This window comes from Halomonas ventosae, assembly GCF_004363555.1.
In the GTDB taxonomy this organism is placed as follows: Bacteria; Pseudomonadota; Gammaproteobacteria; order Pseudomonadales; family Halomonadaceae; genus Halomonas; species Halomonas ventosae.
Genome location: NZ_SNZJ01000008.1, coordinates 90,124 through 112,940 on the forward strand (window position 1 = coordinate 90,124; position 22,817 = coordinate 112,940).

Sequence of the window (22,817 nt, forward strand, 5' to 3'; positions counted from 1 at the left end):
TCCGTCGCAGACGGATCAGTGGACGTCGCGCCAGTACTCGCGCTTGAGCAGGTAGGAGATGACCCCGAAGATGAAGATGAAGATCAGCACCTTCGGTCCCAGCGACTGCGCCTGCAGCTTGGACGGCTCACCCACGTAGGCGAGGAAGTTGGTGAGGTCGTAGACCGCCTCCTCGAACTCCGCCGGCTCCATCTCGCCCGGCTGGGTGATCTGCAGCGTCTCGCAGGACTGGTACTTGCCGGTCAGGGGATCGAGCTCGGCCCCCTCGACCGGCTGGTCCGTCTCGGCGCACACCTTCTCCTGCACCCCCTGCAGCGGCTCCAGCACGTTGGGCATGGCCACCAGCGGGAAGACCGCGTTGTTGACGCCGGTGCCGGTGCTGGGATCCTTGTAGAAGGAGAGCAGGTAAGAGTAGATCCAGTCGTTGCCGCGCAGCCGCGACTCTAGGGTCAGATCGGGCGGCGGGGCACCGAACCAGGCCTCGGCGTCACCGCTGTCCATGGCGATGTGCATCTGGTCGTTGAAGGCCAGGTCCGAGGAGAAGATCAGGTTCTCCTCGACGAGGTCCTGGGGGATGTTCAGGTCCTCGGCGGCACGCGCGAACCGCTGGTGCTCCAGGGAGTGGCACCCCATGCAGTAGTTGACATAGAGCTTCATGCCGTTCTGCAGCGAGGCCTTGTCCTCGAGGTCGGGCTCCATGGAGTAGGGGACGCTCGCGCCCCCCGCGGCCATCGCCGTGACGGGCACCAGCGCGAAGAGCAGTGCGAACAGTTGCTTTTTCATTAGCCAGTCACCCTTTCCGGAACGGGTTTGGTCTTCTCCAGCCGGGTATAGAACGGCATCAGCAGGAAGAAGGCGAAGTAGATGACGGTGCACACCTGGGACAGGATGGTGCGCCCCTCGGTGACCGGCAGTACCCCGAGCACGCCCAGGATGACGAAGCTGATCGCGAACAGTGCCAGCATCATCTTGGACATCCAGCCCTTGTAGCGCATCGAGCGCACCGGGCTGCGGTCGAGCCAGGGCAGCACGAAGAGCACCGCGATGGCCGCGCCCATGCAGATCACGCCGAGGAACTTGGCGTCGAGGCCGAACAGCGAGAAGGTGATGGCGCGCAGGATCGCGTAGAAGGGCGTGAAGTACCATACCGGCGCGATGTGATCCGGGGTCTTGAGCGGGTTGGCCGGCTCGAAGTTGGGCTTCTCGAGGAAGTAGCCCCCACCCTCCGGGAAGTAGAAGATCACCACGCAGAAGACGAACAGGAACACCGCCACGCCGACCAGGTCCTTCACCGTGTAGTACGGATGGAAGGGGATGCCGTCCAGCGGCTTGCCGCTCTCGTCCTTCTTCTTCTTGATGTCGATGCCGTCGGGGTTGTTGGAGCCGACTTCATGCAGGGCGATGATGTGCAGCACCACCAGCGCCAGGATCACGATGGGCAGCGCCACCACGTGCAAGGCGAAGAAGCGGTTGAGCGTGATGCCGGAGATCAGGAAGTCACCGCGAATCCACTGGGTCAGGTCGGGCCCGATCACCGGGATCGCCGAGAAGAGCGAGATGATGACCTGGGCGCCCCAGTAGGACATCTGGCCCCAGGGCAGCAGGTAGCCCATGAAGGCCTCGGCCATCAACGCCAGGTAGATGGCCATGCCGAAGATCCACACCAGCTCGCGGGGCGCCTTGTAGGAGCCGTAGAGCAGGCCGCGGAACATGTGCAGGTAGACGACCACGAAGAAGGCCGTCGCGCCGGTGGAGTGCATGTAGCGGATCAGCCAGCCGTACTCCACGTCGCGCATGATGTACTCCACCGAGGCGAAGGCGCCCTCGGCGGAGGGGTTGTAGCTCATGGTCAGCCAGACACCGGTGAGGATCTGGTTGACCAGTACCAGCAGCGCCAGGGACCCGAAGAAGTACCAGAAGTTGAAGTTCTTCGGCGCGTAGTACTTCGCCATGTGGTCCTGCCACATCTGGGTGGCCGGGAAGCGGTCATCGACCCAGCGCATCAAGCCGCGCTCCGCCTTGACTTTGTTCGGGTTACCCATCAGGCAGTCTCCTCATCTTCGCCGACCGTGATCAGCACGTCGCTGTCGAAGCGGTAAGGGGGGACCTCGAGGTTGGTCGGGGCCGGCACGTTGCGGAACACCCGACCGGCCAGGTCGAAGCGCGAGCCGTGGCACGGGCAGAAGAAGCCGCCCGGCCAGTCGTCGGTCCCCACGCCCTCGGCATCCGGCTCGGGGCGATAGAGCGGCGAGCAGCCCAGGTGGGTGCAGATACCGACGATCACGCCGATCTCGGGCTTGATGGAGCGCAGCGGGCCCTCGATGTAGGCGGGCTGCTGGGGCACCTCGGACTGCGGGTCGGCCAGGCGCGAGGCATCGAAGCCCTCCGTGCGCTCGATCATCTCCGGCGTGCGGTTGATGATCCATACCGGCTTGCCCCGCCACTCGACCGTCATGCGCTGCCCGGGTTCGAGCTTCGACACGTCGGCCTGGACGGGGGCACCCGCCGCTCTTGCCCTGGCACTAGGCTGCCAGGAAGCCACAAAGGGGACCGCAACCCCGACGGCACCCACCGCACCCACGACGGTGGTGGCACCTACGAGGAAACGGCGCCGACCCTTGTTTACGCCGTTATCTGCCATTTTCAGGTTTCTCCCATCAGCTTACCCGCTGTTCCATCACGGGCAGTGAATCCCCCGCGACCACGGATACCAAATGCAGTGTATGGTAAAAAATCGTGTCGCCCCGCACAAGGAAAGGTTCCCAGAGCAAGCGGGAAACCTGACGACAAATTCTTGATCCAGAACAAAAAACGCCCAGGTCACTGGACCTGGGCGTTTTCGTGCGGCAATACGAGGCGTATCAGCGCTTGGAGAACTGCGGGCGACGACGCGCCTTGCGCAGGCCGACCTTCTTGCGCTCGACCTGGCGGGCGTCACGGGTGACGTAGCCCGCCTCGCGCAGCTGGCCGCGGAAGTCCTCGTTGTAGTCCATCAGGGCACGGGTGATGCCGTGACGGATGGCGCCGGCCTGGGCCGAGCCACCACCGCCCTTGACGGTGACGTAGACGTCGAACTGGCCGAGGGTATCGGTCAGCTCCAGCGGCTGGCGAACCACCATGCGGCCCGTGACGCGACCGAAGTACTGGTCCAGCTCACGGCTGTTGACGGTGATCTTGCCGGTGCCCGGCTTCAGGAAGACGCGGGCGGTAGAGGTCTTGCGGCGCCCGGTACCGTAATACTGCTGTGTCATGGCGAAGACTCCCTCAGATGTTCAGTGCTTGCGGCTGCTGGGCAGCGTGCGGATGCTCGGTGCCGGCGTAGACCTTGAGCTTCGAGTACATGGCACGGCCCAGGGGACCCTTCGGCAGCATGCCCTTGACGGCGGACTCGATGACACGCTCCGGCGCGTGGGCGATCATCTTCTCGAAATTCATGGAGCGCAGGCCACCCGGGTAGCCGGTATGGCGGTAGTAGGTCTTGGCACTGGCCTTGTTGCCGGTGACATGGACCTTCTCGGCGTTGATCACGACGATATAGTCACCGGTATCCACGTGCGGGGTATATTCCGGCTTGTGCTTGCCGCGCAGGCGGCGAGCGATCTCGGTGGCCAGGCGGCCGAGCGTCTTGTCCGCAGCGTCGACGACGAACCAGTCGCGCTGGACTGACTGCGGTTTGGCAGTGAACGTCTTCATGGATGAATCACCATTTGATGTATTGGGTTCTGCCGCCGGGCGTCCGGCATGGAACCATCCCTATTCTTCTTGGTTGCCTGCCCCGGAGGGAAGGCAACAGTCGAGCGAGCGCGCATTCTACACGAGCCGACCCCCTCGGGGAAAGGGGCAGCATCGCCCTCATGGCTTGTGGGGCAACGCCAGGTAGTCGTGGGACTGCATCTCCTGGAGCCGCGAGAGAGTGCGCTGGAACTCGAACTCCAGGCGCCCGTCGCGGTAGAGCTGTTCGGCCGGCACCTCGGCGGACATCAGCAGCTTGACGCCCCGGTCGTAGAACTCGTCGACCATGTTGATGAAGCGCCTGGCCTGATCATCCGTCGCGCCACTCATGCGGGTCACGTTGGAGACCAGCACGCTGTGGAACTCGCGGGCCAGCTCGATGTAGTCGTTCTGGCTGCGGGGGCCGTCGCAAAGCTCGGTGAACTCGAACCACACCACGTCGTCATGCAGCCGGCGGGTGTGCAGCACCCGGTGGTTGATCTCGATCGGCGCCCCCTCCTCGCCCGCGTGGCCGGCGATCTCGCGGAAGCTGCGGGCCAGCTCGGCCTCGGCCTCGTCGTCGAGGGGCGCATGGAAGATCTCGGCCCGCTCCAGGGCGCGCAGGCGGTAGTCGATCCCCGAGTCCACGTTGACCACCTCGCAGTGACGCTCGAGCAGGTCGATGGCCGGCAGGAAGCGGGCCCGCTGCAGGCCATCCTTGTAGAGCTCACCGGGCACGATGTTCGAGGTCGCCACCAGCACCACGCCGTGAGCGAAGAGCGACTCGAGCAGATTGGCCAGGATCATGGCGTCGGTGATGTCCTTGACGAAGAACTCGTCGAAGCAGATCACCCGGGCCTCGGCGGCGAACTTGGCGGCGATCAGCGTCAGCGGGTTGCGCTCGCCCTTGTAGTGCTCGAGCTCGTTGTGCACCCGCTGCATGAAACGGTGGAAGTGGGTGCGCATCTTCTCGGGAAAGGGCAGCGTCTCGAAGAAGGTATCCATGAGGTAGGTCTTGCCGCGCCCCACCCCGCCCCAGAAGTAGAGCCCGTGGATCGCGGGCAGCGCCGGCTCGGGCGGCACCTCGCGGTCGCGGCGACCCAGCAGGCCGGCCACCCGCGACTTCAGCCCGCCACCACGCCTGGGCGGCACAACCCGGGAAGGCGGGGTCGCCACCAGCTCGTCGTAGAGACGCTGCAGGTGCGTCACCGCCTGCTCCTGGGCGGCGTCGGGCTGGAAGCCGTGGCACTCGAGATCCGCTCGGTAGCGGGTCATCGGCGTCTCGGGGTGCCGCGCGTTGCGGGAAGCCGTGGGAGGGTGCGTCTCGCTCATGGGGATTCCTGAGGGCCTTTACTCGGGACGTTCGCGGGGAGGCATTATACGCATCCCGCCCGCTCTTGGCATCGCCGGCCGCCGCGTTGACCCGGCGCACCGCGTCGCCCCTATAATGGGCACCCGGATCCCGTCCGGCCCCATGACGCTCCCGCGCCTCGCGCGGCATGTCGCCCAACGCTCCAGGGAGAAAGCACAACGTGGACGAGACCAACATCAACTGGGTGCTGGCCATCGCCTGCCTGCTGGCCGGCATCGGCATCGGGGCCCTGGGCTACCACCTGCTGAACGCCAGCGCCGGCAACACCCAGCGCCTGCGCCAGCGCCTCGCCGAGCGCGAGCGGGAACTGGCGGAACTCAAGGATGGCATGGGCGATGGCCTGGAGCGGATTGCCCGGCTCGCCGAGAGCCTGCAGCGTGAGAGCCGTAGCCTCGAGCAGGAGGCCGAGGAGGCCCGGGAGCGCCTGGGCGCCCGCTCGCTGCGCCGCCAGGCCCTGGACACCGTCTCCCCCGCCGCCGACACGCCCACCACGGAACCCGCCGCGCCCCGCGACTACGCCGACGGCAACCGCGGCACCCTCTCCGAGGACTTCGGCCTCAAGCAGGATGACGCCTCCACTCCCCAGCCGCCGCGCTACTGAGCGTTTCCCGCTACCCGGCGCATGCGCCCCGGTCGCGGGGCGCATGCCCTTCGCTCAGGCGGGGTTGTCGACGTCGACGAAGCGATGCTCGACAGCGAACTTGGCCGCGAGCCACTCGCCCAGCGCCTGGACCCCGTAGCGCTCGGTCGCATGGTGGCCCGCCGCCAGGTAGTGGATACCCATCTCGCGGGCCAGGTGGGTGGTGCGCTCGGAGATCTCGCCGGAGATGAAGGCATCGGCCCCGGCCTCCCGGGCGACGGTGATCATGTCCTGGGCCCCGCCGGTGCACCAGGCGATACGGCGAATCTCGCCGCCCCCCGGCGCCTCGACCAGTAGCGGCTGACGGCCCAGGCACGCCTCGACGTCACGGGCGAGGCCAGCGGCGTCGAGGCCCGTCCGGGGCTCGCCCAGCCATACCAGCCCCTCGCCAAGCTCGCCATCGGCGCAGCCCGTGACGGTGAAGCCCAGCCGCCGACCGAGCTCGGCGTTGTTGCCGAGCTCGGGGTGGGCATCCAGCGGCAGGTGATAGGCCAGCAGATTGATGTCATGGGCCAGCAGCGTCGCCAGGCGCCGGCGCTTGATGCCGGTGACGGTGACCGGCTCGTTCTTCCAGAAGTAGCCGTGGTGGACCAGCACCAGGTCGGCCTGCCAGGCCACGGCCTCGTCGAGCAACGCCTGGCAAGCGGTCACCCCGGTCATGACCCGCGTGACGTGCTCTCCGCCGGCCACCTGCAGGCCGTTCACGGTGTAGTCCCTGAAGCGTTCGGGCTCCAGCAGTCGGTCGCAGGCGGCGACCAGGTCGTCACGATTCGTCATGCAGCCTCCGGGCGCGGTCGGGTTGGCAATGTTACAATCCGCACAGTGTAACCAGCGGGAGGATACCCCGCGACCCAGCACCGCCGACAAGGACCCCCGCCGCATGCGACGCACCCTGCTCCCCTACCTCTGGCCCGTCCTCATCGGTGTGCTGGCGGCCATCGTGCTGATCAATGCCTTCCCTCAGCTGGTCGGCCGGCCGGCACCGCCGACGACGCCTCCCGCCACGCCCGCGCTGGTGCAGTCCGACGACGCGGCCAGCTCACGGGAGGCCCCGGAGGTGCGCCAGGCCGAGCCCCTCACCCGCCGACAGGGGCCGGCCAGCTATGCGCAGGCCGTGGAGCGCGCCGCACCGGCCGTGGTCAACATCTACTCCACGCGGGTGGTCGAGCGGGAGGAACACCCGCTGATGTCGGACCCCTTCTTCCGCCAGTTCTTCGGCGACGAGCTGCCCAGCCGCCAGCGCATGCTCTCCAGCCTCGGCTCCGGGGTCATCGTCAGTGACGATGGCTACGTGCTGACCAACCACCACGTGATCCGCGGGGCCGACCAGATCCAGGTGGCCCTGCGCGACGGCCGCGAGACCCTGGCCGAGGTGATCGGCACCGACCCCGAGAGCGACCTCGCCGTGCTGCGCATCGACCTGGACTCGCTGCCGGTGATCGAGCTGACCGACACCACCCGGGTCGCCATCGGGGACGTCTCGCTGGCCATCGGCAACCCCTTCGGCGTGGGCCAGACGGTGACCATGGGCATCATCAGCGCCACCGGGCGCAGCCACCTGGGGCTCAATGCCTACGAGGACTTCATCCAGACCGATGCCGCCATCAACCCCGGCAACTCGGGCGGCGCACTGGTCAATGCCGAGGGCGCCCTGGTCGGCATCAACACCGCGATCTTCTCGCGCTCCGGCGGCTCCCAGGGCATCGGCTTCGCCATCCCTGCCAACCTGGCCCGCAATATCCTCGAAGAGCTGGTCACCCGCGGGCGTGTCATCCGCGGCTGGATGGGCATCGAGGCCCAGGAGCTCAACCAGGAGCTGGCCGCCTCCTTCGGTCTGCAGACGCCGGCCGGGGTGATCATCGCCGGTGTGGTGCCGGACGGCCCCGCCGACCGTGCGGGCCTGCAGCCCGGCGACGTGCTGCTGGAGGTCGACGGCCAGCCGGTGCTCGACCCCCGGCGCACCATGAGCGACATCGCCGCGGTGGCGCCCGGCACCCGCCTGCCGCTGACGATCGTCCGTGGCGGCGAGCGCCGGGAGCTGACCATCGAGCTAGGCGAACGCCCGACCCCGGAGACGCGCCGCCCCGACGCGGAGTGACGCCCCCTCTCGACAACGCCCCCTCGACGACGAAGGGCCCCGCCGATTCGGCGGGGCCCTCTGCTGTCCCGGGGCAGGTCATGCCCCTTCGTGACGTCACGGCTTGAGGCGATACTCGGCCGAACGGGCATGGGCGGTGAGCGACTCGCCCCTGGCCAGGATGGAGGCCACCTTGCCGAGCGCCCCGGCACCCTCCGCCGAGCAGTGGATGATCGAGGAGCGCTTCTGGAAGTCGTAGACCCCCAGCGGCGAGGAGAAGCGCGCCGTCCCCGAGGTGGGCAGCACGTGATTGGGGCCGGCACAGTAGTCGCCCAGCGCCTCGGCGGTGTAGCGTCCCATGAAGATGGCCCCGGCATGGCGCACCTGGGGCAGCCACCCCTCGGGATTGGCCACCGACAGCTCCAGGTGCTCCGGGGCGATGCGGTTGATCAACAGCATCGCCTCGTCACGATCCCGGCAGTGGATCAGCGCGCCGCGGCGCGACAGCGACTCGCGCACGATGGGCGCGCGCTCGAGGGTCGGCAGCAGCCGCGCGATGGACGCCTCCACCGCCTGCAGGTGCTCGAGGTCCCAGCTCACCAGCACCGCCTGGGCATCCTCGTCGTGCTCGGCCTGGGAGAAGAGGTCCATGGCCAGCCAGTCCGGGTCGGTCCCGCCGTCCGAGACCACCAGGATCTCCGAGGGGCCGGCGATCATGTCGATCCCCACCTGGCCGAACACCGCCCGCTTGGCCGTCGCCACGTAGATGTTCCCCGGCCCGACCACCTTGTCCACCCGCGGCACCGTCTCGGTGCCGAAGGCCAGGGCCGCCACCGCCTGGGCACCGCCGATGGTGAAGACCTGGTCGACGCCGGCCAGGTAGGCGGCGGCCAGCACCAGCTCGTTGAGCACGCCATCGGGGGTGGGGACCACCATGACGATCTCGCGCACCCCGGCCACATGGGCGGGAATGGCGTTCATCAGCACCGAGGAGGGGTAGGCTGCCTTGCCGCCGGGCACGTAGATGCCCGCGCGATCCAGGGGGGTGACCTGCTGACCCAGCACGGTGCCGTCGGCCTCGGTGTAGTGCCAGGAGGCCGGCTTCTGGTGCTCGTGATAGGCGCGGATGCGCTCGGCGGCGCTCGACAGCGCCTCGCGCTGCTCCGCCGGCAACCCCTCGAAGGCCTGGCGCAGGCGTCCCTCGCTCAGGGTCAGCTCGGCCATGGAGGCGACGGCGAGCCGGTCGAGGCGGTTCGAGTACTCGACCAGGGCGGCATCGCCCCGGGCCTTGACGGCGGCGAGGATCTCGTCGACGCGCCGCTGGACCTCGGCATCGGAGACCCCCTCCCAGGCCAGCAGGTCGGCCAGGCGGTGATCGAAGTCGGCCTGCGAGGTGGAGAGCCGCGCGATGTCGACGCCGTCGGTGGGGGATTGGCTCATGGCAGTGACTTCCTCTCGAAACGGGGCAGGTTGTCTGTGAGACTGACGCGGCGACGGGCCGCGGACAAGGCAGGCCTGGCTATGGGGCCGACACGGCGAGGCTATCGTGCCGCGCTGCCACCGCCTCGCGCAGGCGGGCGATGAGCGGTTTCAGGCGGTCGTGCTTCATGGTCATGGCCGCCTTGTTGACCACCAGCCGGGTGCTGATCGGGGCGATCAGCTCGCGGGGCTCCATGCCGTTGGCGCGCAGGGTGTTGCCGGTATCGACGATGTCGACGATCTCGTCGGCCAGGTTCATCAGCGGCGCCAGCTCCATGGCACCGTAGAGCTTGATCACCTCGGCCTGGATCCCCTGCTCGGCGTAGTAGCGGCGCGCCACGTTGACGAACTTGGTGGCCACCCGCCGCCGGGCCCGGGCCGGCTCGGCGCCGGTGATGCCGGCGGTCATCAGCTTGCAGCGGGCGATCTCCAGGTCGAGCGGCTCGTAGAGCCCCTCGACGCCGTGCTCGAGCAGCACGTCCTTGCCGGCCACGCCGAGGTCCGCCGCGCCGAGCTGGACATAGGTCGGTACGTCCGTGGCGCGGATCACCACCAGCTTGACGTCCGGCAGGTTGGTGTCGAACAGCAGCTTGCGGCTCTTGCCCAGGTCCTCGGCCGGGGCGATGCCGGCATCGGCCAGCAGCGGCAGGGTCTCGTCGAGAATGCGGCCCTTGGAGAGGGCCAGAATCAGTTGCTTGCTCATGGTCTCGCCTGTTGGTCGACTCAGCCGGGGATGCGCCGGATGCGCGCGCCCAGCAGCTGCAGTTTTTCCTCGATGCACTCGTAGCCGCGATCAATATGATAGATGCGGTCCACCAGGGTCTCGCCCTCGGCCATCATCGCCGCGATCACCAGCGAGGCGGAGGCGCGCAGGTCGGTGGCCATCACCGGTGCCCCGGAGAGGGTCTCGACCCCGGTGATCACCGCGGTGTTGCCCTCCAGGGCGATGTCGGCCCCCATGCGATTGAGCTCCTGCACGTGCATGAAGCGGTTCTCGAAGATGGTCTCCACCACCCGGGCGGTGCCCTCGGCCACCGCATTCATCGCCACGAACTGGGCCTGCATGTCGGTGGGGAAGGCCGGATAGGGCGCGGTGCGCACGTTGACCGCCCTCGGCCGCCGGCCCTGCATGTCGAGCTCGATCCAGCCCTCGCCGGTGGTGATGGTGGCCCCCGCCTCCTCGAGCTTGGCCAGGACGGCATCGAGGATGTCGGCGCGGGTATTGCGCACCCTCACCCGCCCCCGGGAGAGCGCGGCGGCGACCAGGAAGGTGCCGGTCTCGATGCGGTCGGGCATGACGTCATGGTAGGCACCGTGCAGCCGCTCGACGCCCTCGATGACGATGGTGTCGGTGCCCTGGCCGCGGATCCTCGCGCCCATCTTGATCAGGCACTCGGCGAGGTCCACCACCTCGGGTTCCCGGGCGGCGTTCTCCAGCACCGTGGTGCCCTCCGCCAGGGTCGCCGCCATCAGCAGGTTCTCGGTGCCGGTCACGGTGACGGTATCGAAGAAGATGGTGGCGCCGTGCAGGCGGCCATCGACCCGCGCCCGGATGTAGCCGGCCTCGACGCTGACCTCGGCCCCCATGGCCTCGAGCCCCCGGAGGTGCAGGTCCACCGGCCGCGAGCCGATGGCACAGCCGCCGGGCAGCGAGACGTCCGCATGGCCGAAATGGGCAAGCAGCGGGCCGAGCACCAGGATCGAGGCGCGCATCTTCTTGACCAGCTCATAGGGCGCATGACAGTCGGTGACCTGGGCGCCGTCGAGCTGGATGCACATCCTGTCGCCCATCACGGCCTCGACCCCCATGTGGCCAAGCAGCTCCAGGGTGGTGGTGATGTCCTGCAGGTGCGGGAGGTTGCCGATGGTCACCGGCTCGTCGGCCAGCAGGGTCGCGCAGAGGATCGGCAGGGCGGCATTCTTGGCGCCGCTGGCCCAGACCTCGCCGTCGACGGGGCCGTTGCCGGTAATGATCAGCTTGTCCATGGAAGCTCGACCCTCAGGCCCCCTGGTTGTCGGTGGCGGCCTGCCACTGCTGCGGGGTGTAGGTCTTGATGCTCACCGCATGCAGGGCGCCGGAGGCAATCTCCTCGGAGAGTGCGCCATAGATCATCTGCTGGCGCTTGACCGGCGAGAGCCCCTCGAAGACCTCGCCCACGGCCACCACCTGGAAGTTGCAGCCTTCGCCCTGGATATGGAACTCGCAGCCGTCGAGTCGGCTCTCGAGCAGCGCCTTCACTTCGCTCGGTTGCATGGCACCGGCACTCCTGTGGTTCGTCGATTCGTCGGGGAGACGCTGCCGGCGGCCACGGCGTGGCCGCCGGCAGCGGGGATCTCATGGCAGCACATGGTAAAGAAAAGCGCCGCGCTTGGCGATGGGAAGGAAGGGGCGCGTCTCAGGCGGCGACCGGCCCGGCGAGCGGCAGCAGGGTGTCCAGCCCCGCGACTCGGGTCAGGCGCCCGAGAGGGGCCGAGAGATGCACGGCGGTCACCTCGACGCCGGCATCACGGGCCTGGCGGGTCCACTCCAGCAGCACGCTGAGGGCCGCGCTGCTGACCCGGCCGACGCCGCTCAGGTCGAAGACCACCTCGCTGCCGGCTGGCCGGTCGACCAGCCAGGCCGTGCCGGCCTCGGCCATCGCCGAGGCGCCCTCGAAGCCGACCTCGCCGGTGACCGCCAGGCGGCAGCCCTCGGCCTCCAGGCAGGAGCGGCGCTGCTCCAGCAGCACGCTCATGCGCTGCCGCCCTCCTCCAGCTCCTCGACGGCAAGCTCGGGCGCCCAGTCGTCGATGACCGCGTCATAGTCGCGATTATGGTCGCGCATCGCCTGGTCGAACTGGTTGCGGAAGGTGAGCCCCAGGTTGATGCCGTTGACGATCACGTTGACCACCTTCCACTGGCCGTCGTCCAGGCGCAGCGAGTAGCTGACGGGATAGACGGTGCCGTCGTTGGCCACCACCTCCATGGCCACGCTGGCCTGGTCCTCATAGCGCGAGGCCTGCTGGTTGTCGAGCACCCGGATCTCGCGGTAGTCGAAGGTGACCAGGCCCTTGGCGTAGGTGTCGATCAGGGTCTTGCGGAAGGTCTCGACGAAGCGCGACCGCTGCTGCGGCGTGGCGTTGCCGAAGTAGCGCCCCATCACGCTGGCCCCGATGTAGCGGAAGTCGGCCACGCCCTCGAGGCTGTCGTCGACGATCGCCTCGAGCTCGTCGAGGTTGTCGGCGAAATACGCCTCGCGCCCCTCGATCCGCGTCATCAGCTCGTCGATGCTGGTCCGGATCATCTGCTCGGGGCGCTGGTCGTTCTGCGCGGCCAGCAGCGGCAAGGCCAGCAGCATCAGGCCGAGCCCGGCGAACAGCGCACGTAGGTTCATCATCTTCATCTCCTTCACTCCTTGACCATGCTGGACACGAACTGCTGGATCAGCTCCTCGAGCACCAGGGCCGACTGGGTATCGCGCAGGGTATCGCCATCGGCGAGAGTCTCGGGCGCCCCGCCCACCGAGAGCCCGATATACTGCTCCCCGAGCAGGCCCGCGGTGAGGATGGCGGCGGTACTGTCCTCGGGGAGCTGGCCTTCCAGCTGCCCGTCGAGCTCCATCACCACCCGCGCGTCGTACCAGTCGGTGTCCAGCTCGATGGCCTCGACCCGGCCCACCGTGACACCGGCCATGGTGACCCGCGCCCGCGGCTTGAGGCCGCCGATGTTGGCGAAGTTGGCCTCCAGCCGGAAGGTCTCGCTGGGCAGGGCGAGGCTCAGGCCACTGACCCTGAGCCCCAGGAACACCAGGCCCAGGATGCCGGCCAGCATGAACAGGCCGACCCCGAGCTCCATCGTCTTGCTGCGCTTCATCCGTTTGCTCCGAACATCAGGAAAGCTCTCCGAACATCAGGGCGGTGAGCACGAAGTCCAGGCCCAGTACCGCCAGAGAGGAATAGACCACCGTCCGGGTGGTGGCACGCGAGATGCCTTCCGAGGTGGGAATCAGGTCATAGCCCTGGAACACCGCGATCCAGGTCACCACCAGGGCGAACACCAGGCTCTTGATCAGGCCGTTGACCACGTCGTCGACGAACTCGACGCTGGCCTGCATGTTGCCCCAGTAGGAGCCCTCGAAGACGCCGAGCCAGTCGACGCCGACCAGTTGGCCGCCCCATATGCCCACCACGCTGAAGCCGATGGTCAACAGCGGCAGGGCCACGAAGCCGGCCCAGAGTCGCGGCGCGACCACGCGCCGCAGCGGGTCGACGCCGATCATCTCCATGCTGGTCAGCTGCTCGGTGGCCTTCATCAGGCCGATCTCGGCGGTCAGCGCAGAGCCGGCGCGGCCGGCGAACAGCAGCGCCGCCACCACCGGCCCCAGCTCGCGCAGCAGGGAGAGGGCCACCATCTGCCCCAGCGCCTGCTCGGCCCCGAAGTCGACCAGGATGGTGTAGCCCTGCAGGGCCAGCACCATGCCGATGAACAGCCCCGAGACCAGCACGATGGCCAGCGACATCACGCCGACGAAGTGCATCTGCCGCACCCAGAGGTGCAGGCCCTCGCGGGACGGCACCCCCACCGCCGACTGGGCGAGGAAGATCCCGGCCCGGCCCAGCGCCTCCATCAGGTCGCAGCCACGCCGCCCCAGGTGCCGGATCCGCTCGATCATCGTGGCCCCCCGCTGCCCAGGATATCGGCATGGAAATCCATGGCCGGATAGTGGAAGGGCACCGGCCCGTCGGGCTCGCCATGCATGAACTGGCTGACCCGGGGATCGCGGTCGGCGTCGAGGCTCGCCGGCGTGCCATGGGCCATCACCTGGCCATCGGCGATCACGTAGACGTAGTCGGCGATGGAGAGCGTCTCCTTGATGTCATGGGAGACCACCACCGCCGTCAACCCGAGGGCCTCGTTGAGGCGCTTGATCAGTTGCACCAGCACGCCCATGGAGATGGGGTCCTGCCCGGCGAAGGGCTCGTCGTAGAGGATCAGTTCCGGGTCCAGAGCGATGGCGCGCGCCAGCGCCACCCGGCGCGCCATGCCGCCGGAGAGCTCCGAGGGCATCAGCTCCCGGGCCCCGCGCAGCCCGACGGCCTGGAGCTTCATCAGCACCACGTCGCGGATCATCGCCTCGGGCAGGTCGGTATGCACCCGCAGCGGGAAGGCCACGTTCTCGTAGACATCGAGGTCGGAGAACAGCGCGCCGCTCTGGAACAGCATCCCCATGCGTCGGCGCAGCACGAATAGCGCCTTGCGCGACAGCGCATGGACGTCCTGGCCATCGATGCGCACCCGCCCCGCGTCGGGGGTCAGCTGGCCGCCGATCATCTTGAGCAGGGTGGTCTTGCCGGTACCGCTGGGGCCCATGATGGCCGTGATCCGGCCGCGGGGGATGACCAGGTCGACGCCACGGAAGATGTCCATCTCGCCACGCGAGAAGTGCAGGCTCTCCACTTCCACGAAGGGGGAGTCCGTCATCGTTTCACCATCCTCGAGAATATTATCGAACATCGTATCCTAACCATGCCCCGCGGCGCCAGCGTCCCGCGCGCCTTGCACCCTCCGGGTCCGGCATGTTCAATGTGCGCCCTCCACCCACCGTTGCGGATCGCGCCATGCTCATCCCCCTGCTGATCGTCCTGCTCGGCTTCGTCGGCCTGCTGTGGAGCGCCGACCGCTTCGTCGGCGCGGCCGCGGCCACCGCCTGGCGGGCCGGCATGAGCACCCTGCTGGTGGGGATGACCGTCGTCTCGCTGGGCACCTCGGCGCCGGAGATCGTGGTCTCGGTGATGGCTTCCCTGGATGGCGTGCCGGACCTCGCCGTCGGCAACGCGCTGGGCTCCAACATCGCCAACATCGCCCTGGTGCTGGGCGTGACGGCGCTGGTGGTACCCATCCCGGTGCGCTTCTCCATCGTGCGCCGCGAGCTGCCGCTGCTGCTCGGCGCCACCGGCCTTGCCGGCTACGCCCTGGCCAACGGCCACCTCGACCGCCTCGACGGCCTGCTGCTGCTGGTGCTGCTGGTGTTCAGCCTGTGGTGGCTGTTCCGCGCCGACACCCCCGACGACGAGAGCGCCGGCGAGATTCCCGGCATGCCGCTGGGCCAGGCCCTGGGCTGGCTGGTGGCCACCCTGGTGATCATGGTGGCCAGCTCCCGCGCCCTGGTGTGGGGCGCGAGCGAGCTGGCCAGGGGGCTCGGCGTCAGCGAGCTTACGATCGGGCTGACCGTGGTGGCGATCGGCACCAGCCTGCCGGAGCTGGCGGCCTGCGTGGCCAGCGCCCTCAAGCGCCACCACGACCTGGCCATCGGCAACGTCATCGGCTCCAACCTCTTCAACATGCTGACCGTGCTGCCGGTGCCGGCGCTGCTGGCTCCGGGCGCCACGGACCCCGCCGCCGCCGGCCGCGACTACCCGGTGATGCTGCTGCTGACCCTGGCCCTGGGCGCGCTGCTGCTGTGGAACCGGCGTGGCCAGCTGGGGCGCCTGCCGGGGGGCGTGCTGGTGCTCGGCTATGCCGGTTACCTGGCCTGGCTCGGCAGCGCCGGCGCCGCCACCGTCGGCGGATCCCCTTGAGTGAAACCCCACAACGGGCAACAATCACCGCCATGACCCATGATGCCCCCCCGGCGGCCGGCACCTCCCTCCTGCGCGAGAGTGCCCGCCGCACCCTGGAACTGGAACAGCAGGCCATCGCCGCCCTGGCGGGACGCCTCGACGACGCCTTCGACCACGCCTGCGAGCTGATCCTCGCCTGCCGCGGGCGCGTGGTGGTCACCGGCATGGGCAAGTCGGGCCATGTCGCCGGCAAGATCGCCGCCACCCTGGCCAGCACCGGCACGCCGGCCTTCTTCGTGCACCCCGGCGAGGCCAGCCACGGCGACCTGGGCATGATCACCCCCGGCGACGTGGTGCTGGCCCTCTCCAATTCCGGCGAGACCGCCGAGGTCACCGCCCTGCTGCCCCTGCTCAAGCGCATGGGCACGCCGCTGATCAGCATGACCGGCCGGCCGGGCTCGACCCTGGCCCGGCACGCCGAGGCCCACCTGGATGCCGGGGTCGAGCGCGAGGCCTGCCCGCTGGACCTGGCCCCCACCTCGTCCACCACCGCCGCCCTGGCGCTGGGCGACGCCCTGGCCGTGGCGCTGCTCGAGTCGCGCGGCTTCACCGCCGAGGAGTTCGCCCTCTCCCATCCCGGCGGCAGCCTGGGCAAGCGCCTGCTGCTGCGGGTCGCCGACCTGATGCACGAGGGCGCCCGGCTGCCCAGGGTCGACCTGGGCAGCCCGCTGCGCGATGCCCTGCTGGAGATCACCCGCCAGGGACTGGGCTTCACCTGCGTGGTCGACGCCGACGGGCGCCTGGCCGGGGTCTACACCGACGGCGACCTGCGCCGCACCCTCGACCAGCACAGCGACCTCTCCGGCCTCACCGTCGACGATGTCATGACCCGTCCCGGCAAGCGGGTCGCCCCCGATACCCTGGCCGCCGAGGCGGTACGCATCATGGAGGACAACCGCATCTCGGCGCTGGCCGTGGTGGATGCCGACGGCCGCCCGGTCGGCGCCCTGCACATGCATGACCTGCTCGCCAGCGGCGTCATCTGACGCCCTGACTGCCCATCCCAACCCCCCAACCGCTGGAGACACCATGAGCCTCGAATCCCCCCTGCTCGACAGCCAACTCGTCGACCGCCTGCGCCGCGTCCGCCTGCTCGCCCTGGACGTGGACGGCGTGCTCACCGACGGCCGCCTCTACTTCCAGGCCGATGGCGTCGAGATCAAGGCCTTCCATACCCACGATGGCCATGGCATCAAGCTGGCGCAGCGTGCCGGGATCGTGGTGGCCTTCATCACCGGCCGCGACTCGCCGATGGTCAGCCGCCGCGCCGCCGCGCTGGGCGTCAAGCACGTCTTCCAGGGGGCCGAGAAGAAGCTTAGCGTGCTGCGCGAGCTGTGCAGCCGCCTGGGACTGGAGCTCGAGCAGGTCGCCTACTGCGGTGACGACATGCCCGACGTGGCCCCCATCCGGCGGGCCGGGGTCGGCATCAGCGTGCCCGGCGCACCGGCCTATATCCGCAAGCATGCCGACTGGGTCACCGAGTCCGCGGGCGGCCATGGTGCCGTGCGCGAGATCTGCGACACCCTGCTCCAGGCCCAGGGGCACTGGGATGCGGTGCTCGACACCTACCTGCACGGCACGACCTGAGCCATGCGCCTGCCGCGCCCCGGCTTTCGCACCGGCCTGTTCCTGTTGCTACTCGCCCTGGGGGCCGGGCTGGCGCTGCTCGACCTGCGTGACACCCCGCTCCCCGGCCCCGTGCCAGGGGGCGAGGCCGGCGAGCCGGACTACTACCTGGAGGAGGCCCGGCTGACCCGTTTCGATGCCGCGGGACGCGCCCACCAGCGGCTCGACACGCCGCGCCTGACCCATACGCCACAGGATGACGTCACGCGCCTGGAGAAGCCGCAGGGGCGCCTGCTGGACGACTCGGGCCGGGTCTGGCTGGCAAGCGGCGAGCGCGGCACCCTGGGGGCGGGCGGCAACCCGCTGACCCTCACCGGCGACGCACGGCTCCTGGCCCCCGCCGAGCGCTGGCAGCTCGATACCGAGGTGCTCCACTTCGACGCCGACAGCGGCCATGCCTGGAGCGAGACCCCGGCCCTGCTGCGCCAGCCGCCCCAGCGGATGCGTGGCGAGCGCTTCGACGCCTGGATCCATGACAACCGCGCCCGGCTGACCGACAATGTGCGCGGCCACCATCCGCCCGACACCCGCGAGGAGCCCGAGTCATGACGCGCCCCCCCTTCGCCCCCCTGCTGACCCTCGGCCTCATCGGCCTGCTGCTGGGCAGCGTCCCGGCCCAGGCCCTGGAGGGTGACGCCAGCGCCCCGATCCAGGTCACGGCCGATCGTCTCGACCTCGACGACCGTGCCGGTACCGCCGTCTATACCGGCGACGTGGACATCCGCCAGGGCAGCATGCAGCTGACCGGCGCCCGGGTGGAGATCCAGCGCAACGACCAGGGCCAGCTGACCCGCGCCACCGCCACCGGCGAGCGCGCCTATATCGAGCAGAAGCCCGCTCCGGACGAGCCCCTGGTGCGCGGCTGGGGGCGCACCATCATTTACCATGTCGCCGAGCGCCGCATCGAGCTGATCGACCGCGCCGAGCTGCACCAGGGCGGCGACACCTTCGACGGCGGCTACCTGGAGTACTTCCTCGACCGTCGCGTGGTCCAGGCCCGCGCCGACGCCGAGGGCGTCGAGGAGCGCCAGCGCGTGCGCATGACCCTGGAACCCGAGCAGCAGGACGGCCAGTGATGAAGACCCTGAGCGCCCTCCATCTGGCCAAGAGCTACAAGCGCCGCCGGGTGGTGCAGGACATCAGCCTCTCCATCGAGCAGGGCCGGATCGTCGGGCTGCTCGGCCCCAACGGCGCCGGCAAGACCACCTCGTTCTACATGATCGTCGGGCTGGTAAGGGCGGACGCCGGGGAAGTCCATATCGACGACCTCGACCTCTCCACGGCGGCCATGCACGAGCGGGCACGCGCCGGCATCGGCTACCTGCCCCAGGAGGCCTCGATCTTTCGCAAGCTGTCGGTCGCCGACAACATCATGGCGATCCTCGAGACCCGCCGGGATCTCGACCGCGCCGGGCGCCGGGCCCGGCTCGAGCAGCTGCTCGAGGACTTCCACGTGACGCATATCCGCGACAACCTCGGCATGAGCCTCTCCGGGGGCGAACGCCGCCGGGTCGAGATTGCCCGCGCCCTGGCCACGGAGCCCGCCTTCATCCTGCTCGACGAACCCTTCGCCGGGGTCGATCCCATCTCGGTGGGCGAGATCAAGGGCATCATCCGCCAACTCAAGGCCCGCGACATCGGCGTGCTGATCACCGACCACAATGTCCGCGAGACCCTCGACATCTGCGACACCGCCTACATCGTCGGTGACGGGCGCATCATCGCCGAGGGCAATGCCGAGGCGATCCTCGCCGACCAGCGGGTCCGCGAGGTCTACCTGGGCGAGGACTTCCGCCTCTGATCGCAATCACCTGATATGCCTGTCGTTATTCCGCGACGGCATGAAGATTGCGCATGGCACGATTGTTGCAGATTTTGCGCTTGCATGCCCCCTGGCCAGCGGCTAGGGTTGGGGTTTTCGGCAAGTCGAGGGCATTCGTCTCATGGCCATGAAGGCGTCCCTGCAACTGCGCGTCGGCACCCAGCTGACCATGACCCCGCAGCTGCAGCAGGCCATCGCCCTGCTGCAGCTCTCAACCCTGGACCTGCGCCAGGAGATCCAGCAGGCGCTGGAGTCCAACCCGATGCTCGAGGTCGAGGACGACTTCGGCGAGCAGGCGGTGAGCGAGGCCCCCGACGAGGAGTGGGCGAGCGAGATCCCCGACCAGCTCAGCACCGACAGCGACTGGTCCGACACCTACCAGGACCTGGGGACCGCGCCCGCCGGCGGCAGCGGCGAGGGGCCGGACTTCGAGCGCCAGGCCACGGGCCAGAGCCTCCAGGGCCACCTGGCCTGGCAGCTTGCCATGACCGACCTGGACGAGCGCCAACGACGCATCGCCGAGAGCCTGATCGATGGCGTCAACGGCGACGGCTACCTGACCCAGTCGCTGGAGGAGCTCCGTGACGGCCTCAAGGCCCAGGGTCTCGAGGGCCTCAAGACCCGCGAGGTCGAGCAGGTGCTGCTGCGCCTGCAGCAGTTCGAGCCCACGGGGGTCTTCGCTCGCGATCTGCGCGAGTGCCTGATGCTGCAGCTGGCCACCCTGCCCGATGACACCCCGCTGCTGCCCCAGGCGCGCCGCCTGGTGCGCCAGTTCCTCGAGGCGCTCGCCGGCGACGACCGCCGCCTGCTAAAGCGCCGGCTGGGGCTCGACGACGACGCCCTGGACACGGTGGTCGCGCTGGTGCGCTCCCTGGACCCCCGGCCCGGCAGCGGCTTCACCGACAGCGATGGCACCTATGTCATCCCCGACCTGATCGCCCGCCATACCCGCGATGGCTGGCAGGTGGAGCTGAACCCGGAGGCCATGCCGCGGCTTCGCATCCAGCCCGACTATGCCGCCCTGATCCGGCGGGCGGACAAGAGCGAGGACAACCAGTTCCTGAAGGACCACCTGCAGGAGGCGCGCTGGCTGATGAAGAGCCTCTCCAGCCGCAACGACACCCTGCTGCGCGTGGGCCGGGAGATCATGGCGCGCCAGCTCGACTTCCTGGAGCAGGGCGAGGAGGCGATGAAACCGCTGATCCTGGCCGACATCGCCCAGGTGGTGGAGATGCACGAGTCGACCATCTCGCGGGTCACCACCCAGAAGTTCATCCACACCCCACGCGGGATGTTCGAACTCAAGTACTTCTTCTCCAGCCAGGTGGGGGGCGGCAACGGCGAGGGGGATGCCCACTCCAGCACCGCCATCCGGGCGCGCATCCGCAAGCTGATCCAGGACGAGCCCCCGCGCAAGCCGCTCTCCGACAGCCGGCTGGTCAGCCTGCTCGACGAGGCCGGCATCAGCGTCGCGCGGCGCACGGTCGCGAAGTACCGCGAGGCGATGGGCATCCCCTCCTCCAGCGAGCGCAAGCGGCTGCGTTGACACCCGCCGCTGGCGCTCCCGCAGCCGCCGGCCTTCCTCCTCCCTCGTGGACGCAAGCAGTTGAAATGACGCCGGTCATGCGCCCCTGGAATCCCCTGGACCGAGGGGGTATGCAGGGCAGCAAAAAGGGTTACAATCGACCCATAACCCGAAAGAGCAAGGAGCGTGTCATGCAAGTCAATATCACCGGCCATCATGTGGAACTGACCGACGCCCTGCGTGACTATGTGCAAGAGAAGCTCACCCGCGTCGAGCGCCACTACGACAACATCACCAATGTGCAGGTCACCCTCTCCGTGGAGAAGGAGCGCCAGCAGGCGGCCTGTACCCTGCATGCCGCCGGTGCCGACCTCCATGCCGAGGCCATGGAGAATGACATGTATGCCGCCATCGACGCCCTGGCCGACAAGCTCGACCGCCAGCTGGTCAAGCACAAGGAAAAGGCCCAGGCTCGCGCCCAGGGCGCCGGCGCCCGCTGATCCGTCATGACACTGGACGCCATCCTGCCCCCCGAGCGCACCCTCTTCGATGTGCCCGGGGGGAGCAAGAAACGGGTGCTGGAGTTCTTCAGCACCTTCATTGCCCAGAACACCCCCAGCCTCGACAGCCAGGAGGTCTTCAGCCGGCTGATCGGGCGCGAGCGGCTGGGCAGTACCGGCATCGGCAACGGGGTCGCCATCCCCCATGCCCGCAACCCCCACTGCAAGGCCCCCATCGCCGGCTTCCTCAAGCTGGCCGAGCCGGTGGACTTCGACGCCATCGACGGCGAGCCGGTGGACCTGGTCTTCGTGCTGCTGGTCCCGGAGGAGGCCGACGAGGCCCACCTCGCCCTGCTCGGCCAGGTCGCCGGCGTGATGAACGATGCCGACACCCGTGCCCGGCTGCGCCACAGCAGCAGCCAGCGCGAACTCCATGAGCGCCTCACGGAGGCGATCCGACGACAGGCCCCGGCCGGCAGCCAGGGAGGCTGACCCCTCCCCCTCGGGCCTGCCCGGCCACCCCCATGACCAGGAGACCCGCATGCAGCTTGTGATCATCAGTGGCCGGTCAGGCTCCGGCAAGTCGATCGCGCTGCAGGCGCTGGAGGACCTGGGCTACTACGCCATCGACAACCTGCCGGCCATGCTGCTCGGCCCGCTCGTCGATGAGCTGCAGGATGACCGCTCGCTGCGCTCCTCGATCGCCGTCAGCATCGATGCCCGCAACCTGCCCGCCGCCCTCGCGCGTTTCCCCGAGCTGCTGGAGGAGCTGCGTGGCCGCCGGGTCGACTGCCAGGTGGTCTACCTGACCACCGATGCGCGCATCCTCCTCGAGCGCTACTCCCAGACCCGCCGCCGGCATCCCCTGACGCGTGGCAGCGACATGACCCTCGCCGAGGCGATCGACACCGAGGAGCAGTCGCTCTCCGAGATCCGCGATCTCGCCGACCTGGTGATCGATACCACGCGCCTCTCGGTGCACGAACTCCGCGGGCGCATCACCGACCAGGTCGCCGGCCACCGGGCCGAGCGGATGACCCTGACCGTGGAGTCCTTCGGCTTCAAGCGTGGGGTCCCGCTGGACGCGGACATCGTCTTCGATGCCCGCTGTCTGCCCAACCCCTACTGGGACCCGGCCCTGCGCGATGCCACGGGACGCGATCCCAGCATCATCGCCTTCCTCGACGGCTATCCCGTCGTCAGCGAGATGCTCGACGACATCCTCGCCTGGGTGGAGCGCTGGCTGCCGCACTATCGTGCCAGCCAGCGCAGCTACCTCACCGTAGCCATCGGCTGCACCGGCGGCCAGCACCGCTCGGTCTACCTGGCCGAGCGCCTGGCCGACCGACTGGCGAGCCGGCAGGATGGAGTGCGGCTGCGCCACCGGGAACTGGGGGTTCAGATCACTCTCCCCGCCGGCCAGGAGACGGCCGCGGACCACCCCGCCCAGGAAGGAACCTGAACGC

28 protein-coding genes are annotated in these 22,817 nt (G+C 68.9%); 12 read left to right on the forward strand and 16 right to left on the reverse strand.

Translation table 11 applies throughout. From position 1 onward, the window contains the following. Window positions 1-15: 15 nt before the first annotated feature. The 6 genes from DFP85_RS08720 to zapE all read right to left on the reverse strand — a co-directional run bounded on the left by DFP85_RS08720 (window position 16) and on the right by zapE (window position 5,043). Window positions 16-783 (reverse strand): cytochrome c1, encoded by a 768-nt coding sequence (locus tag DFP85_RS08720; protein ID WP_133635900.1) that lies wholly within the window; start codon window positions 781-783, stop codon window positions 16-18. After that, a complete protein-coding gene (locus DFP85_RS08725; RefSeq protein ID WP_133635901.1) occupies window positions 783-2,042 on the reverse strand; it encodes a cytochrome b in 1,260 nt (419 codons plus the stop codon). Before DFP85_RS08725 ends, DFP85_RS08720 begins: the two co-directional genes overlap by 1 nt. Next, window positions 2,042-2,641, reverse strand: coding sequence for a ubiquinol-cytochrome c reductase iron-sulfur subunit (gene petA / locus DFP85_RS08730; RefSeq protein ID WP_133635902.1), 600 nt, complete (start codon window positions 2,639-2,641; stop codon window positions 2,042-2,044). The genes DFP85_RS08725 and petA overlap by 1 nt, the downstream gene beginning before the upstream one ends. A 220-nt stretch (window positions 2,642-2,861) precedes the next feature. After that, a complete protein-coding gene (rpsI, locus tag DFP85_RS08735; RefSeq protein ID WP_106229161.1) occupies window positions 2,862-3,251 on the reverse strand; it encodes a 30S ribosomal protein S9 in 390 nt (129 codons plus the stop codon). A 13-nt stretch (window positions 3,252-3,264) separates the two neighbouring features. Then, window positions 3,265-3,693, reverse strand: a complete 429-nt coding sequence (gene rplM, locus DFP85_RS08740; RefSeq protein WP_133635903.1) for a 50S ribosomal protein L13 — start codon at window positions 3,691-3,693, stop codon at window positions 3,265-3,267. Window positions 3,694-3,852: 159 nt separating this feature from the next. Further along, entirely contained in the window at window positions 3,853-5,043 is a 1,191-nt protein-coding gene (gene zapE, locus DFP85_RS08745) for a cell division protein ZapE (protein ID WP_133635904.1), read from the reverse strand. Window positions 5,044-5,243: 200 nt separating this feature from the next. Here zapE and DFP85_RS08750 point away from each other — a divergent pair, with 200 nt between their 5' ends. Next, the gene (locus tag DFP85_RS08750; RefSeq protein ID WP_133635905.1) at window positions 5,244-5,684 is read left to right on the forward strand and encodes a Z-ring associated ZapG family protein; all 441 of its coding nucleotides are present in this window, start codon (window positions 5,244-5,246) and stop codon (window positions 5,682-5,684) included. Between the two features lie 54 nt (window positions 5,685-5,738). On the opposite strand, the gene DFP85_RS08755 is transcribed toward DFP85_RS08750, so the two are convergent. Further along, window positions 5,739-6,500 (reverse strand): Nif3-like dinuclear metal center hexameric protein, encoded by a 762-nt coding sequence (locus DFP85_RS08755; RefSeq protein ID WP_133635906.1) that lies wholly within the window; start codon window positions 6,498-6,500, stop codon window positions 5,739-5,741. Between the two features lie 103 nt (window positions 6,501-6,603). Here DFP85_RS08755 and DFP85_RS08760 point away from each other — a divergent pair, with 103 nt between their 5' ends. Further along, a complete protein-coding gene (locus DFP85_RS08760) occupies window positions 6,604-7,821 on the forward strand; it encodes a Do family serine endopeptidase (RefSeq protein WP_133635907.1) in 1,218 nt (405 codons plus the stop codon). Window positions 7,822-7,917: 96 nt separating this feature from the next. On the opposite strand, the gene hisD is transcribed toward DFP85_RS08760, so the two are convergent. From hisD to DFP85_RS08805, 9 genes are all read right to left on the reverse strand, one after another. After that, on the reverse strand, window positions 7,918-9,240 hold the full coding sequence (gene hisD, locus DFP85_RS08765; RefSeq protein ID WP_133635908.1) for a histidinol dehydrogenase: 1,323 nt from the start codon (window positions 9,238-9,240) through the stop codon (window positions 7,918-7,920). A gap of 79 nt (window positions 9,241-9,319) precedes the next feature. After that, the gene (gene hisG, locus DFP85_RS08770; RefSeq protein WP_133635909.1) at window positions 9,320-9,982 is read right to left on the reverse strand and encodes an ATP phosphoribosyltransferase; all 663 of its coding nucleotides are present in this window, start codon (window positions 9,980-9,982) and stop codon (window positions 9,320-9,322) included. A gap of 20 nt (window positions 9,983-10,002) precedes the next feature. Further along, window positions 10,003-11,265 carry a UDP-N-acetylglucosamine 1-carboxyvinyltransferase gene (gene murA, locus DFP85_RS08775; RefSeq protein ID WP_133635910.1) on the reverse strand — a complete coding sequence of 421 codons (1,263 nt, stop codon included), beginning with the start codon at window positions 11,263-11,265 and terminating at the stop codon, window positions 10,003-10,005. Between the two features lie 13 nt (window positions 11,266-11,278). Continuing rightward, window positions 11,279-11,533 carry a BolA family protein gene (locus DFP85_RS08780; RefSeq protein ID WP_133635911.1) on the reverse strand — a complete coding sequence of 85 codons (255 nt, stop codon included), beginning with the start codon at window positions 11,531-11,533 and terminating at the stop codon, window positions 11,279-11,281. Between the two features lie 142 nt (window positions 11,534-11,675). Further along, complete coding sequence (locus DFP85_RS08785) at window positions 11,676-12,014, reverse strand: STAS domain-containing protein (protein ID WP_133635912.1); 339 nt, start codon at window positions 12,012-12,014, stop codon at window positions 11,676-11,678. Then, window positions 12,011-12,661 (reverse strand): MlaC/ttg2D family ABC transporter substrate-binding protein, encoded by a 651-nt coding sequence (locus tag DFP85_RS08790; protein WP_424955087.1) that lies wholly within the window; start codon window positions 12,659-12,661, stop codon window positions 12,011-12,013. The genes DFP85_RS08785 and DFP85_RS08790 overlap by 4 nt, the downstream gene beginning before the upstream one ends. A 5-nt stretch (window positions 12,662-12,666) precedes the next feature. Further along, window positions 12,667-13,131, reverse strand: coding sequence for an outer membrane lipid asymmetry maintenance protein MlaD (gene mlaD / locus DFP85_RS08795; RefSeq protein ID WP_106229150.1), 465 nt, complete (start codon window positions 13,129-13,131; stop codon window positions 12,667-12,669). A gap of 16 nt (window positions 13,132-13,147) precedes the next feature. Further along, window positions 13,148-13,930, reverse strand: a complete 783-nt coding sequence (gene mlaE / locus DFP85_RS08800; RefSeq protein ID WP_133635913.1) for a lipid asymmetry maintenance ABC transporter permease subunit MlaE — start codon at window positions 13,928-13,930, stop codon at window positions 13,148-13,150. Next, window positions 13,927-14,739 carry an ABC transporter ATP-binding protein gene (locus DFP85_RS08805; RefSeq protein WP_133635914.1) on the reverse strand — a complete coding sequence of 271 codons (813 nt, stop codon included), beginning with the start codon at window positions 14,737-14,739 and terminating at the stop codon, window positions 13,927-13,929. The genes mlaE and DFP85_RS08805 overlap by 4 nt, the downstream gene beginning before the upstream one ends. Before the next feature lie 137 nt (window positions 14,740-14,876). Between DFP85_RS08805 and DFP85_RS08810 the strand changes: the two genes are divergently transcribed. The 10 genes from DFP85_RS08810 to rapZ all read left to right on the forward strand — a co-directional run bounded on the left by DFP85_RS08810 (window position 14,877) and on the right by rapZ (window position 22,813). Beyond that, complete coding sequence (locus DFP85_RS08810; protein ID WP_133635915.1) at window positions 14,877-15,836, forward strand: calcium/sodium antiporter; 960 nt, start codon at window positions 14,877-14,879, stop codon at window positions 15,834-15,836. Between the two features lie 32 nt (window positions 15,837-15,868). Next, complete coding sequence (locus DFP85_RS08815; RefSeq protein ID WP_133635916.1) at window positions 15,869-16,864, forward strand: KpsF/GutQ family sugar-phosphate isomerase; 996 nt, start codon at window positions 15,869-15,871, stop codon at window positions 16,862-16,864. A 43-nt stretch (window positions 16,865-16,907) separates the two neighbouring features. Beyond that, the gene (locus DFP85_RS08820; protein ID WP_133635917.1) at window positions 16,908-17,465 is read left to right on the forward strand and encodes a KdsC family phosphatase; all 558 of its coding nucleotides are present in this window, start codon (window positions 16,908-16,910) and stop codon (window positions 17,463-17,465) included. A 3-nt stretch (window positions 17,466-17,468) separates the two neighbouring features. Continuing rightward, window positions 17,469-18,053 carry an LPS export ABC transporter periplasmic protein LptC gene (lptC, locus tag DFP85_RS08825; protein WP_133635918.1) on the forward strand — a complete coding sequence of 195 codons (585 nt, stop codon included), beginning with the start codon at window positions 17,469-17,471 and terminating at the stop codon, window positions 18,051-18,053. After that, window positions 18,050-18,580 (forward strand): lipopolysaccharide transport periplasmic protein LptA, encoded by a 531-nt coding sequence (lptA, locus tag DFP85_RS08830; protein ID WP_133635919.1) that lies wholly within the window; start codon window positions 18,050-18,052, stop codon window positions 18,578-18,580. The genes lptC and lptA overlap by 4 nt, the downstream gene beginning before the upstream one ends. Continuing rightward, complete coding sequence (gene lptB, locus DFP85_RS08835; protein ID WP_133635920.1) at window positions 18,580-19,305, forward strand: LPS export ABC transporter ATP-binding protein; 726 nt, start codon at window positions 18,580-18,582, stop codon at window positions 19,303-19,305. The genes lptA and lptB overlap by 1 nt, the downstream gene beginning before the upstream one ends. Window positions 19,306-19,447: 142 nt before the next feature. Then, complete coding sequence (locus tag DFP85_RS08840) at window positions 19,448-20,872, forward strand: RNA polymerase factor sigma-54 (RefSeq protein ID WP_133635921.1); 1,425 nt, start codon at window positions 19,448-19,450, stop codon at window positions 20,870-20,872. A 170-nt stretch (window positions 20,873-21,042) separates the two neighbouring features. After that, window positions 21,043-21,351 (forward strand): ribosome hibernation-promoting factor, HPF/YfiA family, encoded by a 309-nt coding sequence (gene hpf / locus DFP85_RS08845; protein WP_089846043.1) that lies wholly within the window; start codon window positions 21,043-21,045, stop codon window positions 21,349-21,351. Between the two features lie 6 nt (window positions 21,352-21,357). After that, window positions 21,358-21,843, forward strand: coding sequence for a PTS IIA-like nitrogen regulatory protein PtsN (gene ptsN / locus DFP85_RS08850; protein WP_133635922.1), 486 nt, complete (start codon window positions 21,358-21,360; stop codon window positions 21,841-21,843). Between the two features lie 49 nt (window positions 21,844-21,892). After that, window positions 21,893-22,813, forward strand: coding sequence for an RNase adapter RapZ (rapZ, locus tag DFP85_RS08855; protein WP_133635923.1), 921 nt, complete (start codon window positions 21,893-21,895; stop codon window positions 22,811-22,813). The last annotated feature ends 4 nt before the right edge of the window (window positions 22,814-22,817 follow it).

Coding starts and splice junctions, on each gene's coding strand:
- DFP85_RS08720 (WP_133635900.1), bottom strand. CDS start 783: ATGAAAAAGCAACTGTTCGCACTGCTCTTCGCGCTGGTGCCCGTCACG.
- DFP85_RS08725 (WP_133635901.1), bottom strand. CDS start 2,042: ATGGGTAACCCGAACAAAGTCAAGGCGGAGCGCGGCTTGATGCGCTGG.
- petA (WP_133635902.1), bottom strand. CDS start 2,641: ATGGCAGATAACGGCGTAAACAAGGGTCGGCGCCGTTTCCTCGTAGGT.
- rpsI (WP_106229161.1), bottom strand. CDS start 3,251: ATGACACAGCAGTATTACGGTACCGGGCGCCGCAAGACCTCTACCGCC.
- rplM (WP_133635903.1), bottom strand. CDS start 3,693: ATGAAGACGTTCACTGCCAAACCGCAGTCAGTCCAGCGCGACTGGTTC.
- zapE (WP_133635904.1), bottom strand. CDS start 5,043: ATGAGCGAGACGCACCCTCCCACGGCTTCCCGCAACGCGCGGCACCCC.
- DFP85_RS08755 (WP_133635906.1), bottom strand. CDS start 6,500: ATGACGAATCGTGACGACCTGGTCGCCGCCTGCGACCGACTGCTGGAG.
- DFP85_RS08760 (WP_133635907.1), top strand. CDS start 6,604: ATGCGACGCACCCTGCTCCCCTACCTCTGGCCCGTCCTCATCGGTGTG.
- hisD (WP_133635908.1), bottom strand. CDS start 9,240: ATGAGCCAATCCCCCACCGACGGCGTCGACATCGCGCGGCTCTCCACC.
- hisG (WP_133635909.1), bottom strand. CDS start 9,982: ATGAGCAAGCAACTGATTCTGGCCCTCTCCAAGGGCCGCATTCTCGAC.
- murA (WP_133635910.1), bottom strand. CDS start 11,265: ATGGACAAGCTGATCATTACCGGCAACGGCCCCGTCGACGGCGAGGTC.
- DFP85_RS08780 (WP_133635911.1), bottom strand. CDS start 11,533: ATGCAACCGAGCGAAGTGAAGGCGCTGCTCGAGAGCCGACTCGACGGC.
- DFP85_RS08785 (WP_133635912.1), bottom strand. CDS start 12,014: ATGAGCGTGCTGCTGGAGCAGCGCCGCTCCTGCCTGGAGGCCGAGGGC.
- DFP85_RS08790 (WP_424955087.1), bottom strand. CDS start 12,661: ATGAAGATGATGAACCTACGTGCGCTGTTCGCCGGGCTCGGCCTGATG.
- mlaD (WP_106229150.1), bottom strand. CDS start 13,131: ATGAAGCGCAGCAAGACGATGGAGCTCGGGGTCGGCCTGTTCATGCTG.
- mlaE (WP_133635913.1), bottom strand. CDS start 13,930: ATGATCGAGCGGATCCGGCACCTGGGGCGGCGTGGCTGCGACCTGATG.
- DFP85_RS08805 (WP_133635914.1), bottom strand. CDS start 14,739: ATGACGGACTCCCCCTTCGTGGAAGTGGAGAGCCTGCACTTCTCGCGT.
- DFP85_RS08810 (WP_133635915.1), top strand. CDS start 14,877: ATGCTCATCCCCCTGCTGATCGTCCTGCTCGGCTTCGTCGGCCTGCTG.
- DFP85_RS08815 (WP_133635916.1), top strand. CDS start 15,869: ATGACCCATGATGCCCCCCCGGCGGCCGGCACCTCCCTCCTGCGCGAG.
- DFP85_RS08820 (WP_133635917.1), top strand. CDS start 16,908: ATGAGCCTCGAATCCCCCCTGCTCGACAGCCAACTCGTCGACCGCCTG.
- lptC (WP_133635918.1), top strand. CDS start 17,469: ATGCGCCTGCCGCGCCCCGGCTTTCGCACCGGCCTGTTCCTGTTGCTA.
- lptA (WP_133635919.1), top strand. CDS start 18,050: ATGACGCGCCCCCCCTTCGCCCCCCTGCTGACCCTCGGCCTCATCGGC.
- lptB (WP_133635920.1), top strand. CDS start 18,580: ATGAAGACCCTGAGCGCCCTCCATCTGGCCAAGAGCTACAAGCGCCGC.
- DFP85_RS08840 (WP_133635921.1), top strand. CDS start 19,448: ATGGCCATGAAGGCGTCCCTGCAACTGCGCGTCGGCACCCAGCTGACC.
- hpf (WP_089846043.1), top strand. CDS start 21,043: ATGCAAGTCAATATCACCGGCCATCATGTGGAACTGACCGACGCCCTG.
- ptsN (WP_133635922.1), top strand. CDS start 21,358: ATGACACTGGACGCCATCCTGCCCCCCGAGCGCACCCTCTTCGATGTG.
- rapZ (WP_133635923.1), top strand. CDS start 21,893: ATGCAGCTTGTGATCATCAGTGGCCGGTCAGGCTCCGGCAAGTCGATC.